General features: G+C 38.5%; 13 protein-coding genes. 4 read left to right on the top strand and 9 right to left on the bottom strand.

Annotation, left to right across the window (positions count from 1 at the left end):
- Positions 1–69: 69 nt before the first annotated feature.
- The 5 genes from KR50_RS07980 to KR50_RS07960 form a co-directional block, all read right to left on the bottom strand.
- Positions 70–1,638, bottom strand: coding sequence for a bifunctional metallophosphatase/5'-nucleotidase (locus KR50_RS07980; RefSeq protein WP_041057108.1), 1,569 nt, complete (start codon positions 1,636–1,638; stop codon positions 70–72).
- A 147-nt stretch (positions 1,639–1,785) separates the two neighbouring features.
- Positions 1,786–2,586: a phosphonate ABC transporter, permease protein PhnE gene (gene phnE / locus KR50_RS07975; RefSeq protein ID WP_041057106.1), complete on the bottom strand. Its 801-nt coding sequence runs from the start codon at positions 2,584–2,586 to the stop codon at positions 1,786–1,788.
- Positions 2,586–3,407 (bottom strand): phosphonate ABC transporter, permease protein PhnE, encoded by an 822-nt coding sequence (gene phnE, locus KR50_RS07970; protein ID WP_232304258.1) that lies wholly within the window; start codon positions 3,405–3,407, stop codon positions 2,586–2,588. Before phnE (KR50_RS07970) ends, phnE (KR50_RS07975) begins: the two co-directional genes overlap by 1 nt.
- Positions 3,394–4,176: a phosphonate ABC transporter ATP-binding protein gene (gene phnC / locus KR50_RS07965; RefSeq protein WP_041057104.1), complete on the bottom strand. Its 783-nt coding sequence runs from the start codon at positions 4,174–4,176 to the stop codon at positions 3,394–3,396. Before phnC ends, phnE (KR50_RS07970) begins: the two co-directional genes overlap by 14 nt.
- 181 nt (positions 4,177–4,357) lie before the next feature.
- Positions 4,358–5,278, bottom strand: a complete 921-nt coding sequence (locus KR50_RS07960; protein ID WP_041057103.1) for a phosphate/phosphite/phosphonate ABC transporter substrate-binding protein — start codon at positions 5,276–5,278, stop codon at positions 4,358–4,360.
- Between the two features lie 309 nt (positions 5,279–5,587).
- Here KR50_RS07960 and KR50_RS07955 point away from each other — a divergent pair, with 309 nt between their 5' ends.
- Positions 5,588–6,322, top strand: coding sequence for a ZIP family metal transporter (locus tag KR50_RS07955; RefSeq protein ID WP_041057102.1), 735 nt, complete (start codon positions 5,588–5,590; stop codon positions 6,320–6,322).
- Between the two features lie 50 nt (positions 6,323–6,372).
- On the opposite strand, the gene KR50_RS07950 is transcribed toward KR50_RS07955, so the two are convergent.
- Positions 6,373–7,551, bottom strand: coding sequence for a pyridoxal phosphate-dependent aminotransferase (locus KR50_RS07950; RefSeq protein ID WP_041057101.1), 1,179 nt, complete (start codon positions 7,549–7,551; stop codon positions 6,373–6,375).
- A gap of 96 nt (positions 7,552–7,647) precedes the next feature.
- Here KR50_RS07950 and KR50_RS07945 point away from each other — a divergent pair, with 96 nt between their 5' ends.
- Entirely contained in the window at positions 7,648–8,424 is a 777-nt protein-coding gene (locus tag KR50_RS07945) for a carbon-nitrogen family hydrolase (RefSeq protein WP_041057100.1), read from the top strand.
- A gap of 124 nt (positions 8,425–8,548) precedes the next feature.
- Here the strand turns inward: KR50_RS07945 and KR50_RS07940 are convergent, their stop codons facing one another.
- The 3 genes from KR50_RS07940 to KR50_RS07930 form a co-directional block, all read right to left on the bottom strand.
- A complete protein-coding gene (locus KR50_RS07940) occupies positions 8,549–9,112 on the bottom strand; it encodes a DUF2087 domain-containing protein (protein WP_041057099.1) in 564 nt (187 codons plus the stop codon).
- A gap of 255 nt (positions 9,113–9,367) precedes the next feature.
- Positions 9,368–9,859: a methylated-DNA--[protein]-cysteine S-methyltransferase gene (locus KR50_RS07935; RefSeq protein WP_084215529.1), complete on the bottom strand. Its 492-nt coding sequence runs from the start codon at positions 9,857–9,859 to the stop codon at positions 9,368–9,370.
- Position 9,860: 1 nt separating this feature from the next.
- On the bottom strand, positions 9,861–11,303 hold the full coding sequence (locus tag KR50_RS07930) for an ATP-binding protein (protein WP_198134239.1): 1,443 nt from the start codon (positions 11,301–11,303) through the stop codon (positions 9,861–9,863).
- A gap of 124 nt (positions 11,304–11,427) precedes the next feature.
- On the opposite strand from KR50_RS07930, the gene KR50_RS07925 reads away from it, so the two are divergent.
- Together KR50_RS07925 and KR50_RS07920 are read left to right on the top strand one after the other, a co-directional pair.
- Positions 11,428–12,426, top strand: a complete 999-nt coding sequence (locus KR50_RS07925) for an acyltransferase family protein (protein WP_041057098.1) — start codon at positions 11,428–11,430, stop codon at positions 12,424–12,426.
- Between the two features lie 421 nt (positions 12,427–12,847).
- Positions 12,848–14,572, top strand: coding sequence for a B12-binding domain-containing radical SAM protein (locus KR50_RS07920; RefSeq protein WP_041057096.1), 1,725 nt, complete (start codon positions 12,848–12,850; stop codon positions 14,570–14,572).
- Positions 14,573–14,628 lie beyond the last annotated feature (56 nt).

Below are 14,628 nucleotides of genomic sequence, written 5' to 3'. Positions count from 1 at the left end.
CAGTACTAAGGGGTTCACCCGCTTGGATTAGCGATACCCAGTTTCCCTTTCAGATTGAAGCGGTTATGTTTATTTTTCCGAATTTATTACTTTAAAATTATTGTTTACTACTGCTTTTACCGTCTCTTTTTCAAGCAGATCTTCTGCTAATAGCTCTGCCATATCAATCAGTATTTCTTTCACTACGGGCTTGTCTTTGAACATGATGAAATCACCGCCGCCGCCAGCCCGGTAATTATTCATCACCACATGGTAAGGCCCTTCGTCTTCAAATTCCAGTTCGATCACCCGTTCGCCAATTGGTTTTGCCGCGTCTATTGTATAGAAGATGCCTTCCCACATATCGTAGTTATAATGCTGGGGTTTAGGGGAGACAAAAGCAGGATTAACGCCAATTTGATTTTCATCATTTACCATAAAATAAGAGGCGGACTGTTCGAGTGCTTTTTTTATATCCTCTTTGGAAAGCTCTAGCACGGTCAATGTATTTGGGTATATATAATTAGATACAATGTCTCTCATGGTTACATTTACTGGCAGGCCTTTTGACGCATTACTCATTAAAGAGGTATTGGAAATACTGACTCCGGCAGCTTTCATTTGTACTTTATTAATCCACTCGATCATTGGATGCTCATTTATTCTTACATCTAAAGGATCTTTGATCGTCATATCGCCATCTATAAAACCGATTGGCTGATCCAGCCATTTTTGAGTTTCCAGCTCCTGAAAGTGGACAATATCTAAAACCTCTTCGTCTGGAGGCTGTTCTTCCATTGAAACGACTTCTCCTTCAATTTTTTCAACAGTCCATGAATCCGTTCCCTTTTTAAGGTGAATCACTGCTTTTCCAATGTGCTGACCATTAAATCCGGGCTGTAAAACATATGTGTTGTTCACATATTGGGAAACGGTTCTGTGCTGATGTCCGGTTAACAAAAGATCAATTCCGGCTACCTCCTGTAAAATTTGGCATCCCTGATTTTCACCTGTCTGCTCTTCTGTTGGTTCCGCTGTTTGCAGATCGCATTCAAACCCTCCGTGATAACTGACAACCAGCAGATCCGGCTCCTCTGTTTCATGAATAAACTGCACCCACCTCTTTAAAGATAACAGAGCATCTTCAAACGCCAGTTCTTTAATATGCGATGGATTTTCCCAATTTGGTATATAATGCGTGGTTATCCCTACGATGACAATTTTTACTCCGTTAACTTCCTTGACGGTGTATGGATAACCAAAATAGGATTCCTTTGTGACTTTATGTAGTATATTGGCAGACAGCCATGGAAAGAAAGATTGACTGACAGCTTTACTGACAATAGACATTCCATAATTAAACTCGTGGTTCCCAATCACTGCACAATCATATTGAAGATAGTTCATTACCGATATCACCGGGTTTGGCAGGTGATCACGAAATTTTGCATAATGATAGGTTAAAGGGGTTCCCTGTATACAATCCCCATTATCAATCAGTAAGAGTTCCGGCTCAAGCTTTCTCATTTCTTTTATATAAGAGGAAATACGCGCAAGACCATTAGGCGTTTCTTTGTTTGCAGCATAATGCAGGGGCATTATATGGCCATGAACATCACTCGTTTCGAGTATAGTTATTGAAACTTCATTGTGTGCCATCGTATCCTTCCTTTCTCTTTATAGTTAATCTTAACAAAAAAAAAGTGAAGCCAACTACTTTTATTGGCTTCACCCGAAAAAATATCATTTTATTAATTTCTGTTGATAGCCTTAAATCACTACAACAACGCTTAAAGCGCACTTGTCTTATACTATTCTTTTTCTAATTGCTGCCGAGATAAAATCAATAATCGTCACAACCACGATAATAATAAGAATAATCAAACCCATTTCGTTCCAATTCCGATTACTTGAAGCAAAGAAGATAAGTGTCCCGATTCCTCCGGCTCCTACTACTCCTAAAATCGTCGAGGCTCGAACGTCAACTTCGAAGCGGTAGATCGCGTAAGATAAAAATTCAGGTATTACCTGCGGAATGACGCCGTGAAATAAAATTTGAAGTTTATTTGCACCGTTCGCTTCCATAGCTTCTACTACCTTCATATCAACTGACTCAAGAACCTCAGAATATAATTTACCAAGCATTCCCGTTGAGCCAATGGCAATAGCAAGTACACCCGCAAAAGGATTAGGTCCAACAGCTACTACAAACAGTAATGCCAGAATTAAATCGGGAAAGGCACGAACAGCACTGAGAATCCATTTACCTACTGCTGTTAAGAAGCGATTGTTTGTCATATTATTTGCAGCGAGAAAACCTAAAGGAATAGCTAGTATAGCTGCCATGAGGGATCCTGCAAAAGCAATATAAAGAGTTTCAATCATCGCATCTAAAACTTTGTCAAATGCATTCCAATCCGGCCTGAAGAGTCTTGGGATAACTCGCTCAAAATTATTTGCCATCCGCTCGAATGCCCGTTCCCAATCAATATTAATTCCGAGAAAAGTCCAAACGTATAGAGCAATAACAACTGCAGCCATTAAACTTTTTTTCGCTATGTTAAGAGGATTTCTCTTTTTCTTAGGGGGCATCTGCAATTCAGCCATTAGACAATCGCCTCCCTGATTTTATTACTGACATACTCTATCATCACCACGAGGATAAAAATACCAATTATAATCGCCATCGCATTTGGCAAGTTATATAATCTAATCTGCTGGTCAAGGACAAGCCCAATGCCTCCTGCTCCAACGAGGCCAAGGACAACGGATGCTCGGATATTAATTTCAAACACATATAAAACTAATGAAGAAAATTGCGGCAGCACTTGGGGAACCAATCCATAGTAGATCATTTGAATGGTTCCAGCACCTGATGCCTGCATGGCTTCTAATGGATTCATATCAACAGATTCAATGGTTTCACTAATCAACTTAGCTAAGATCCCCAATGAAAAAATGATTAATGCCAGGATCCCGGGAAAGACTCCGAGACCAAAAATACCGACAAAAATAAGTGCTAAAACGATGTCTGGAATGGTCCGTAAAACATTAAGAAAAAATCTCATGAACCCGTACAAATATTTATTCGTTGTGATATTTTGAGCCCCAAGCAAACTTAATGGGACACACAAAATAGCGGCAACTGTTGTTGCAATAATAGCCATTTGAATCGTTTCTGAAAAAGCGGCAACGACCGATGAAGCGACTAAAACTTCCAGGTTTGGCGGAAAGAACTTCGCTAATAGAGCAAATAAATTAGGTAAACCAATTACGAGTTCACCTGGAGTAGAATTGGTCTGATAGGTGCTTAGAAAATACAAAGCCAGCACCACACCAAAAATGAGCAGCAAACGAGATTTTGTTTTCGATGTATAAATTGACGGCGTTTTACCCGTTGTCAAAAGCCCGGTGTCAGTCTTCTTCAAGGTCAGCACCTCCGCGCATATCGTCTTCACGAATCGCACGGCCGTATATTTTTTCAAATGTTTTTTCATTCACTTGTGATACGGGACCATCAAAAACGACTTCTCCTGCTCTCATTCCAATAATTCGGTCAGCATATTCCATTGCCATATCTATAAAATGAAGATTAACGATTGTTGTAATTTTATCTTCACGATTAATTTTCTTTAAGTAGGACATAACCTGATGAGATGTGGGTGGATCCAATGACGCTACAGGTTCGTCAGCCAAAATATAGTTTGGTTTTTGGGTCAGAACTCTCGCAATGCTTACTCTTTGCTGCTGACCGCCGCTCAGTTCATCTGCACGATTATAAAGTTTCTCTTCGATATTAACTCTTCTCAGACTTTCAAATGCTAATGCACGATCCTCTTTACTGAATAAATTAACGATTGAACGAAAAGTTCCCGTGTGACCAAGTCTTCCTGCCAGTACATTTTTCATCACATTCGAGCGTTTTACTAAGTTATAGTTTTGAAAGATCATACCAACCTTTGTCCGAAGACGCCGCAGATCTTTTCCTTTGTATTTTAAAATATCCTCTTCATCCACAAGAAGTGCTCCAGACGTTGGAGTCACTATTCGATTAATACTGCGAATAAATGTTGACTTACCTGCACCCGATAATCCTACAATAACGACAAACTCTCCATCCTTAATCGTTACATTGACATCTTTAAGTCCTTGCGTCCCATTTGGATATACAAGAGATACATCTTTAAATTCAATCACCCTGCGTCAACCCCCAAAATTATCTCTGTCTTATTTCGATAGTCTTTTTATTTACTTGCCATTCTGCCTCATTACAACTGTACCAAGCTCCGTCTGCCTTTATTAAATTATCCATTTTGGTCAGTTACATTAAAAAAGAGAGGAAGAGTTTCCTCTCCCCCTGAACACTTTTTTATAGTAATTAGTCTAGAGTAATTGAATCTTTAAACTCTTGGTACGTATCTTTTACTACCTGGTATTCTTCATCTGATGCCTCATCAATTGCATCCCAGTTATAAACAGAATTCATAATTTCGATCATTTCTTCATCGTCATTAAAAGAAAGAAATACTTCTTTAATTTCAGCAACCATTTCATCACTCAGTTCAGGAACTACTGAGATTGTATCATTTGGAATTTCATCGGTATATCCGATAACTTTAAGCTTATCCATTACATCAGGATATTCTTCTTCCAATTCACCTCTTGCATCATCAAATGTAGTGGCTACATCTGCATCGCCTTCGTAAACAGCAATAGCTGCATTATCATGACCGCCAGCAGCAGTTGAGTTAGAGAAAAACTCTGTCTGCAAAGCTTCTACTGAATCAAGGTCAAATTCATTCATCAGCTGTGAAGCCGGGAATAAGAAACCTGATGTAGACGCTCCATCTGGATAGGCCCATACTTTTCCTTCCAAATCTGCAAGTGTTTCAATTCCGGAGTCTGCTTGAACGACATATTGAGCTTTATACGTTCCAGAGCCATAACGGATGGACTTTAAGATCACTTCAACATCATATTGTTCATTAGCCAGTACATATCCAAAAGCTGGTATGAAACCAACCTGCACCTGATTAGCCCCCATTGCTTCAACCAGTGCATTATAGCTTGTTAATACTCTGCCTTCCACCTCAACGCCAAGTTCTTCGCCAAGTCGGTCTGCTAATGGTTCAACTGTATCAGCAATTGTGTCAGAATCCTGGGAAGGAACAAAACCTATAACAAGCTTATCAGGATCTCCCCCATCGGGACTTTCAGAACCTGATGTCTCTTCGTCACCGCAAGCTGCTAGTGACATACCAAGAACTAGTACAAGCATAAAACTATAAAGCTTTTTCATTCGTGTTTTCCTCCTAAAATAAGTGTTATTAACTTGCAACACCAAATATACAGGAGGAATCGACATAATTCTATTAGTTTTTTAACGTGATTGTAATATTATTCAGATAATTTACAATCAACTCTTAATGCATCCCTTTTGTAAGCGATATCACTATTTAAGAGTTTACATACTCTTTACAACAATTTACATACTTTTCTAAAGCATTATCATTTTATAGGCATATATTCCCCTAGATTTAGCTTATATATGATAAAGTAGTGGATAGTTATTTATCCTTCGTTATTATATTAAGAAAGTTGGTCAGTTATGGATAATGTATTTGTAGGCAGTACTCTTTCGGCGATGTCAACTGGCTTAGGCGCATTGCTTGTATTATTTTTACAGGGCAGCCTCACCCACAAATGGAGAGATATGCTGCTTGCTTTCACAGCTGGAATCATGATGGCAGCTGCAATGCTCAGTTTGATACCGGAAGCCCTTAACAGCGGAGGTCTTTTTCCGGTTGCTGCCGGACTTTTTATTGGTGTCGTTACACTGACTTCAATGGAAAAAGCCATCCCTCATATGGACTTGGATCATAATCAAAGGAATATAGAAATAGATCCAAAAGCAATGCTGGTGGTTGCCGCCATCACTCTTCACAATATTCCTGAAGGTTTATCAGTCGGAGTGAGCTATGCTTTAGGTGAAACTGGTGACACCGGCAACTTAATTGCTTTTGCCATTGGTTTGCAAAATGCACCTGAAGGATTCTTAGTTGCTTTATTTTTAATGAATCAGAATATAAATAAATGGAAGGCCTTTATTATCGCTACGCTGACAGGTGCGATTGAAATCGTATCCGGTCTTCTTGGCTATTATCTGACCTCTTATGTAGAGTTTTTAGTTCCTTATGGATTGGCATTTGCTGCAGGAGCCATGTTATTTATCATTTATAAAGAGTTAATTCCGGAAAGCCATGGTGATGGATATGAAAGGCCGTCTACCTACTCATTTATTATAGGAATACTATTTATGGTTGCTTTAATCGAATTAGTTTAAAAAAAGGCTGACCAACAGGTAACATTACGTTCCTGCTGGCCAGCCTTTTGCTATTGATTGAATAATTTAAGTTTATCTATTCTTTTTGCAGCTTCCCTGATCCGGTCTTCTGTCGCAAGCATACCAACTCGCACATACCCTTCACCATACTCGCCAAAGCCAATTCCTGGTGCCATGACAACATCTGCCTCTTTTAAAAGATAATCTGAAAATGAGGAAGACGTAAATCCTTTCGGCACTTTGAACCAGGCAAAAAAAGAACCTTTTGGCGCCTGTACATCCCAGCCGATTGCTCGCAGCTCCTGTACGAGGACATTCCTTCTTCTTTCATATGTAAGGCTTAATTCAAGGGCAGCGTCATAAGAAGCAGTCAGTGCTTCTTCAGCAGCTTCCTGAACTGCGCCAAAAACGCTGACATGCAAGTGATCCTGAAGGAGATCTAAGCTTTCAATCACAGAAGCATTGCCGACAGCGAATCCAATCCGCCAGCCTGCCATATTAAATGTTTTGGAAAGTGTGTAAATCTCCAATCCATTTTCAATTGCTCCTTTGGTCTGTAAGAAACTGGGAGGTCTTACCCCATCAAAACCGATTGAACCATATGCAAAATCATGTACAATGCAAATGTTGTTGGCTTCTGCAAATTGTATAGCTTCTTCAAAAAACGCTTCATCAGCTACGCCGCCAGTCGGATTATTGGGATAGTTTAAAAACATCAGCTTTGCATTTTGAGCTGCGTTTGCAGGAATATCCGTAAAATCTGGTTTAAAGCCATTCTCTTCAAGAAGCGGCATCTTGTACATGACGGCTTCTGCAAGAGAAACTCCCGACCAATAATCCGGATAACCGGGGTCTGGAACTAAAACAGTATCTCCGGGATTTGTTAAGCACTGAGGAAGTTCCACAAGACCAGCTTTGCCGCCAAGCAAAATCGTTACTTCTGAATGTGGATCAATCTCCACACCATATTCCCTTTTATAAAAATCGGCAACAGCCTCTTTTAAATAGTCCATCCCTCTAAATGGTGAATACTTATGATTAATTGGATTTTCGGCTGCCTTTTGAAGTCGCTCGACAATATGTACAGGTGTTGGAAGATCGGGGTTGCCCTGACCAAGATTAATGACATCATACCCTTCTGAAACTCTTTTCGTTACTTTTTCTGCAAGCGAGGCAAAAAATTGATCGGGCAATTGATTTAAACGAACTGATTTTTCAAACTTTTTCATGCAATCACCATCACTTTCCTTTTAAATCATTGTAACAAATGGTATAACGAATAAAACTGTATGTAAAGAATCTTTCTAATCGATGGAGGTTATTCTATGAAAATTGGATTATTGCAAATGGATGTTGCTTTTGGGCAGCCCGAAAAAAACAGACAGCACGTGGAAAAACAGTTTAAACAGTTGAAAGATCAACAATATGATTTGATTATTCTTCCCGAACTTTGGACAACCGGATATGATTTAACACGCCTAGATGAAATAGGAGAGATAGAAGCAGAGGAATCTATTGAATTCCTCAAGCGTCTTGCAGTACTTTACCGTGTTCATATTATAGGGGGGTCAGTTGCCAACAAAAAGAAAGATTCCGTATTCAACACAATGATCGTTGTCAATGACCAGGGGGAACTCATACATCTTTACGATAAGCTGCATTTATTTAAATTAATGGATGAACATAAATTTCTATCAGCTGGTGAAGACAGCCCCTCTTTTGACTTGGCCAGTATTCAGTTTGCAGGATTTATCTGTTACGATATACGTTTTCCTGAATGGATTCGAAAACCCGTCTTAGAAGGTGCCGAGGTCATCGTAGTAGTTGCACAGTGGCCGCAACCAAGAACAGTTCATTGGATTACTCTGCTTCGAGCACGGGCAATTGAAAACCAGAGTTATGTTTTCGCCTGCAATCGTGTGGGAGAGGACCCCAAAAACGTGTTTGGAGGGAACTCATTAATAATTGATCCCTGGGGAGAAATTATTGTCCAAGGATCAACTGATGAAAAGCTGTTAACCGCTCATATCGACATGTCACTGGTTAAAAAAACAAGATCAAAAATACCGGTATTTGATGATCGCAGGGAACAATTTTATTAAAACAGGATATATCGTGATATTTTCTGAACGGGAAGTGAACAACATGAAGTAAAAATACATGTGGTTTACTTCCCTCAATCCCTAAAATTTTATTAATGAATTTTAAACACTGGAGAGTACGAGCTTAATTTAGCCACATCTCTCTGGGATTCACTTCATAAACCCCGTTATCACGGAACATAAACTGATGGTTAATAAATTCCCTTCTCAAAGTTGCATAGTCTTCATGATATTGCCTGATAAATGTATTAATTTCTTTTTCAGGATATTTTCTTCCTAATTCTAATTTTTCTACAAGATATTCTAATATAATCAGTTTTTTCTTCCTTTGAGCAGGTATTGTTTTTAATCTGCCTTCGTTGTCTAAAAAGTTTATAAGAATTTTTTCTTTTTCTTCCACTTCCGGCACATCTCCTTTTTGGTCCATAATCGTTAATATGCTATTTAAATGCTGGGTCATCATTTTTTTATTCAACTCAAAATAAATAGTGTTTTTGTCTCTTCTTGAAATAACCACTCCGCTTTCTTTTAATTTATTTAAGTGATGCGTGATAGTAGGTGGTGTAAGGCCAAGCTTCCCTGCAATAGCCTGTCCGTGAAGAGGCCTGACAGCTAGCAGATGGAGAATCTTTATTCGTGTTGGATCACCAATTGATTTTAAAAAGAGCACTTGCTTTTCAAGCTGCATAACAATCTCCTTTCATGCTTATCTAATTAGATTTATATCAAACTACTTTAATTTTGTCAATTTTTACATAGTTAGAACGAAGCGATTACATGACAAGTCCCCAAATGATTGTTTCATTTTCCCCATAGTGGAGAGCAACGGTTTGAAGATATTTACTAGAAACATTTAAAGAAATCCTACAACCTAAAAAAAAGAATACCGTCCCGAAATTAAGTGATTTTCGGGACGGTATTCTTGAAATCATCTGCCTATGGTTCAGCGTTCCAAATGATCCTCACTAAGCAATGGAACTCCCTTTTCCAATTGAAGCAGTATTTCTTTTTTATCTATTTCACTTCCTGCATAACCAGTCAAAGAACCATTCTTTCCTACAACACGATGGCAGGGAATGACAATTGGCAGTGGATTTCTTCGATTTGCCTGACCCACAGCTCTAACGGCTTTTACTCTGCCGATTTGTCTGGCGAGATCCTGATATGAACAAGTGGTGCCATATGTGATATTTTTCAAACCCGACCAGACATCCTTTTGAAATGAAGTTCCTTCAAATTGAAGCGGCAGATCGAACGTTTTCCGCTGTCCGTTAAAGTATTCAGAGAGCTGCTTTTCTGCTTCATCCAAAATAATGTGAGAAGCTTGTTCGTCATTTGAATCATCAAATGTCAAAAACTCGATCTTAGTTAACGCTTCTTCAGTCGCAGTTAATTTTAAATAATGGATTGGACTTTTAATGACGCGCTGATTCATTTCACTCATCCTTTTTAAACGGGAATATGACTGTAAAGGTGGATCCTTCCCCTTTGCAGCTGCTCACTTCAATTTTGCCTCCATGCTCTTCTACAATCTTAAAACTCACGACTAAGCCCAGCCCTGTCCCATTTTCTTTCGTCGTATAAAAGGGCTGATTTAACTTTTTCAAGTGGTCTGCCGGTATTCCACACCCCGAATCCTTAACGGTCACATACTGTGCACGCTCGTCACTATGATAATATAAAGATATATGTCCGCCGTCTGAGATGGCTTCAATGCTATTTTTCACTAGATTGATAAACACTTGCTTTAACCGATTTCGGTCACCAAATAGCTCCAGCTCTTTTCCAGATGACAGAACAGAGAGCTCGATATCATATAGAGTGGCTTGCGCTTGCATTAAGTCTGCGGTTTCTCTTATAATATTCGCCAGATTTACATTTTGCAAAGAACTGACTTTAGGCTTTGCCAGCATTAAAAACTCAGTCATAATGGTCTCGATTCTTTGCAATTCTGACATGATCACACCAAAATACATGCTGTGATCTTCTTTCACGCTTGACTCAAGCAACTGGATAAACCCTTTTAAAGCAGTCATTGGATTCCTGATTTCATGAGCAATTCCAGCAGCAAGCTGGCCGACAATCTTTAATGTGTCGTGTTTATTCATCTGTTCCATCATCTGCACCATTTGCGTCACATCTCTCAAGACGGTCAGCGTATAGTCTTCAGTGATGCCGGGTTCTATAATTACCTCCAAAAAACGATCATCAAATTGATTAATTGATGTTTGAACATTGTCGGAATAAAGATAAGGCGATAACTTTTTCTGAAATTCATTGTTTAAAGACAAAGTAATCTCGCTTTCTTTAAACAGATCAATTGTCAAGTCTGCGCATGAGTCGGGGTCCAGAGATAGTAGAGCAGCGGCCTGCTTATTAAGTGTTATAATTTTGCCATTCTCATCTGAAAGAAGAAGGCCATGCAATGCTTTTAAAAAGACTTGCTGATAAACTTTTTCACTTACCGGAGCTGCTTCAATTTCTTTAAAATCCCGGATAATTAGCAAAACAACTGAATCCCGCTCAATTAAAATCAGATCACATTTGCACTTGAGATCTGTACGGTCAGTCCTGAACACAAAATAATCCGTCATTCTTTTTTCTTTGATTAGTGATAGCAGAAGCCGGTAAAAGCCGGCATGGTCTTCTTGAGGCATTAAGTCGGTTATGCTTTCAATAAGACGGGAAGATGATTCAAGCTTCAGAAATTGACTTGCTGTAGAATTGTAAAGCAGGATTTTTCCTTTATCATTAAATAACAGAACACCTTCGCTCATGTTCATTAAAACTTGCAAAGCAACTTCTTCCATTACCACAGGTTGAAGAGTATCTTTAATGGACCAGTTTTCTTGTAACTTTCCAAATTTTTGCAAAGTCATCACCTCAACTCCCATGTGTATACATCTTGTAAAAACTACCCGTAAACGCAACCATTTCACTAGGTTCCACATATGACTAACCGGGTAAACTGTTAAAAGACCTTTTAGAAAAGTTGGTGCCTTTATGACAAAACGAGATTATTATTTTGATAATGCTAAGTTCCTTCTTATATTTCTTGTTGTTTTTGGCCATGCAATTCAGCCATTAATTGAGTCAGACCCTTTGCTGCTATCGCTATATAAAACTATCTATTTTTTTCACATGCCAGCCTTTATTCTTGCAGCGGGCTATTTTGCTAAAGGGTTTTATAAAAAAGGACATATTAGAAAACTTATGATAAAGCTGCTCGTACCGTATTTAATATTTCAGTTGATTTATACTTTGTATTATTATTTTCTCAGAAATGAGCAATCATTATCGATAGATCCGTTTTATCCACAATGGTCATTATGGTTTTTAGTGAGCATGTTTTTTTGGAGTCTGCTGTTAATACTGTTTGTTCAAGTATTTAAACTGACAATAAAAACGGCGCTCCCAATAAGTGTATTATTAGGATTGCTTGTGGGATTTGCAGGAGACTATTCTACTATTCTGAGCATTTCCAGGACTTTTGTATTTTTTCCATTTTTTCTTTTAGGTTACTATGCAGATCGAAGCTGGTTTTATGCATTAAAGAAAAAGCCATTGCGCCTTGCGTCCATATTCTCATTAACAAGTGCATTTCTTTTTATGATTCTTGTTCCCGAATGGAGCAACAGTTGGCTGCTGGGATCTCATTCCTACGAAAATTCAGGTGTGCAAACTGAAATCAGTCCGCTTATCAGACTGCTTGTTTATACTATAAACATATGGCTTGTTGCTTCATTCTTTTCTTTAACTCCTGAAGATAACTATTTTTATACGAAATGGGGAAAAAATACTCTATATGTCTATTTATTGCATGGCTTTATTATTCAATTCTACAGAGAAGCTGATTTTGGACTGATTATTAATCCGTATGTATCATTGCTTTTAATTATGATTAGTTCATGGCTGCTGACTATTATGTTATCCACAAACTGGGTGACAGCATTTACGCAGCCTTTAATCGAATTGAAAGCCAGCCGCTTAAAAAAACGCTGATTTTATTAGTAAAGTATGCTGGTCTCAATCATTAGTTATTACAGGCGGGAATCGAGGAATGTGTTCTTAATCGTCTAAGACTGCTGACCTTAGGCACTTCCTACTAAACGTTCGGAAAAGGATTGAGCAGAATGACATTACACCAGCGAACTGGTTTCATACAGAATTATCTAGCAAACAGTCCTAAACGGGCTGTTTTTCTTTTCCCAATTTTAGCATTTAATAAATAATAAAGAAACTGTTTTTGTGCTTTTATTGAGAACAACAACTTCGAAGTATAGCGGGGTCATTTATCCTAATAACGAGTTAGAGATAACTAAAAGCAGACACTAAAGCAACTCAATCCATGAGCTGTTATTGTGTCTGCTCACCACCTCATGTAAAATAAGTGAAGGTAAGATATGAAGAAGGAGTTTTAAAAATGAATATCGTTTTATCAACACTGAATGCAAAGTTTATCCATACAAATTTAGCTTTGCGATGCTTAAAGGCATATGCAGAACCTGATTTTTCAATTCAACTGAAAGAATTTACAATTAAAGACCCTGAAATGAATATAGTGGCTGAGCTTTATTCACAAAAGCCCGATGTACTTGGTTTCAGCTGCTATATATGGAATATCGAAGAAACAATAAATGTGATTAATTTATTTAAAAAGATTTCACCACAAACCAAGATTATTCTTGGCGGACCTGAAGTTTCTTACGATGTGCCTTATTGGCTTGATCGTCTTGAGAACATTGACTATATTGTGGTTGGAGAAGGTGAACAGACGTTTAAACAGCTTCTTCGAGCGTTAAACGGAGAAATCCGGGTGGAAGAGGTAAACGGAATTGCTTACCAGAAGAATTCAAAAGCTGTCATTCATCCGCAGACGAATAAGTTGGATTTAAAGACGCTTCCCTCCCCTTTTCGATTCGAGGAGGACAGAGAAGATCTTTCAAAGCGGATTGTGTATATTGAGACAAGCAGAGGCTGTCCATTCCGCTGCCAATTTTGTTTATCATCAATCGAAGTGGGCGTGCGCTACTTTGATCGCGAGTCAATAAAAGATGAAATCCGTTATCTAATGGCGAACGGGGCAAGAATTATAAAATTTGTTGACCGCACTTTTAATATCAGCAGAAGCTATGCGATGGACATGTTTGAATTTCTTATTCAAGAACACGTGCCAGGATCTGTGTTTCAGTTTGAGATTACGGGAGATATTATGCGCCCTGAAGTGATTCAATATCTAAACGACCATGCCCCTGCAGGCTTATTCCGCTTTGAGATAGGCGTGCAGTCTACTAACGATGAAACGAACGAGTTAGTTATGAGAAAGCAGAATTGGGAAAAATTAAAAAGAACCGTAACGATGGTTAAAGACGGAAATAAAATAGATCAGCATCTTGATTTAATTGCCGGCTTGCCGGAAGAAGATTATGACTCTTTTCGGAATACCTTTAATGATGTATTTGAGATGCGGCCAGAAGAGCTTCAGCTTGGCTTTTTAAAAATGCTGCGCGGTACAGGGCTCAGAATAAATGCTGACCGTCATCAATATATTTATATGGACCATGCTCCATATGAAATTTTAAGCAACAATGTTCTTACATTTGATGAAATTATCCGCATTAAGCAGGTTGAGGATGTACTTGAAAAATACTGGAATGATCATCGAATGGATTTAACAGTCAACTATACAACCGAGAATTGCTTTGAATCACCCTATGAATTTTTCCAAGCATTTGGTACCTATTGGGATGATCAGGGCTGGTCAAGGATTGGCCATCAACTGGAAGATCTTTTTAAACGGCTTTATCAATTTTTACAAGTACAGAATATCTCAGAGCTGAATGTAGTAGAATCGCTTATGAAAAAAGATTATTTGCTTAACCAGAAATTCAAACCGCGCAAGCCCTGGTGGGAACATGAAGATAATTCAGAAAAGAAAAAAGAAATTCTCCAAAAACTACTGCACGACCCTGCCCTTGCAGGTGAAGAATTCGCAGCACTAAACTTAAAACAAAAAGATCTTTATAAACACACTTTCATAGAACAAGGTGTAATGAAAAATAAAGATGGCACCTACACTGAGACGTTTATTATGGCGTATTACGATCCTAAAGACGGAAAGTCATCCCTTTTTGAATTTACCGCATAATATGCAGAGTTGTTTACAGTACTACTAAGAAAAAGCTAAAAAGATTGCCTCACGAC

Source organism: Jeotgalibacillus campisalis (assembly GCF_000829515.1).
Taxonomy (GTDB): domain Bacteria; phylum Bacillota; class Bacilli; order Bacillales; family Jeotgalibacillaceae; genus Jeotgalibacillus; species Jeotgalibacillus campisalis.
Note: the sequence above shows the minus strand (reverse complement) of the source record. Positions and strands in the feature narration are given on the sequence as shown.

What these genes read in the sequence shown, in the direction of transcription:
- KR50_RS07980 (WP_041057108.1), bottom strand. Translation starts at nt 1,638, where the DNA reads ATGGCACACAATGAAGTTTCAATAACTATACTCGAAACGAGTGATGTT.
- phnE (WP_041057106.1), bottom strand. Translation starts at nt 2,586, where the DNA reads ATGGCTGAATTGCAGATGCCCCCTAAGAAAAAGAGAAATCCTCTTAAC.
- KR50_RS07960 (WP_041057103.1), bottom strand. Translation starts at nt 5,278, where the DNA reads ATGAAAAAGCTTTATAGTTTTATGCTTGTACTAGTTCTTGGTATGTCA.
- KR50_RS07955 (WP_041057102.1), top strand. Translation starts at nt 5,588, where the DNA reads ATGGATAATGTATTTGTAGGCAGTACTCTTTCGGCGATGTCAACTGGC.
- KR50_RS07950 (WP_041057101.1), bottom strand. Translation starts at nt 7,551, where the DNA reads ATGAAAAAGTTTGAAAAATCAGTTCGTTTAAATCAATTGCCCGATCAA.
- KR50_RS07945 (WP_041057100.1), top strand. Translation starts at nt 7,648, where the DNA reads ATGAAAATTGGATTATTGCAAATGGATGTTGCTTTTGGGCAGCCCGAA.
- KR50_RS07940 (WP_041057099.1), bottom strand. Translation starts at nt 9,112, where the DNA reads ATGCAGCTTGAAAAGCAAGTGCTCTTTTTAAAATCAATTGGTGATCCA.
- KR50_RS07935 (WP_084215529.1), bottom strand. Translation starts at nt 9,859, where the DNA reads ATGAATCAGCGCGTCATTAAAAGTCCAATCCATTATTTAAAATTAACT.
- KR50_RS07930 (WP_198134239.1), bottom strand. Translation starts at nt 11,303, where the DNA reads ATGACTTTGCAAAAATTTGGAAAGTTACAAGAAAACTGGTCCATTAAA.
- KR50_RS07925 (WP_041057098.1), top strand. Translation starts at nt 11,428, where the DNA reads ATGACAAAACGAGATTATTATTTTGATAATGCTAAGTTCCTTCTTATA.
- KR50_RS07920 (WP_041057096.1), top strand. Translation starts at nt 12,848, where the DNA reads ATGAATATCGTTTTATCAACACTGAATGCAAAGTTTATCCATACAAAT.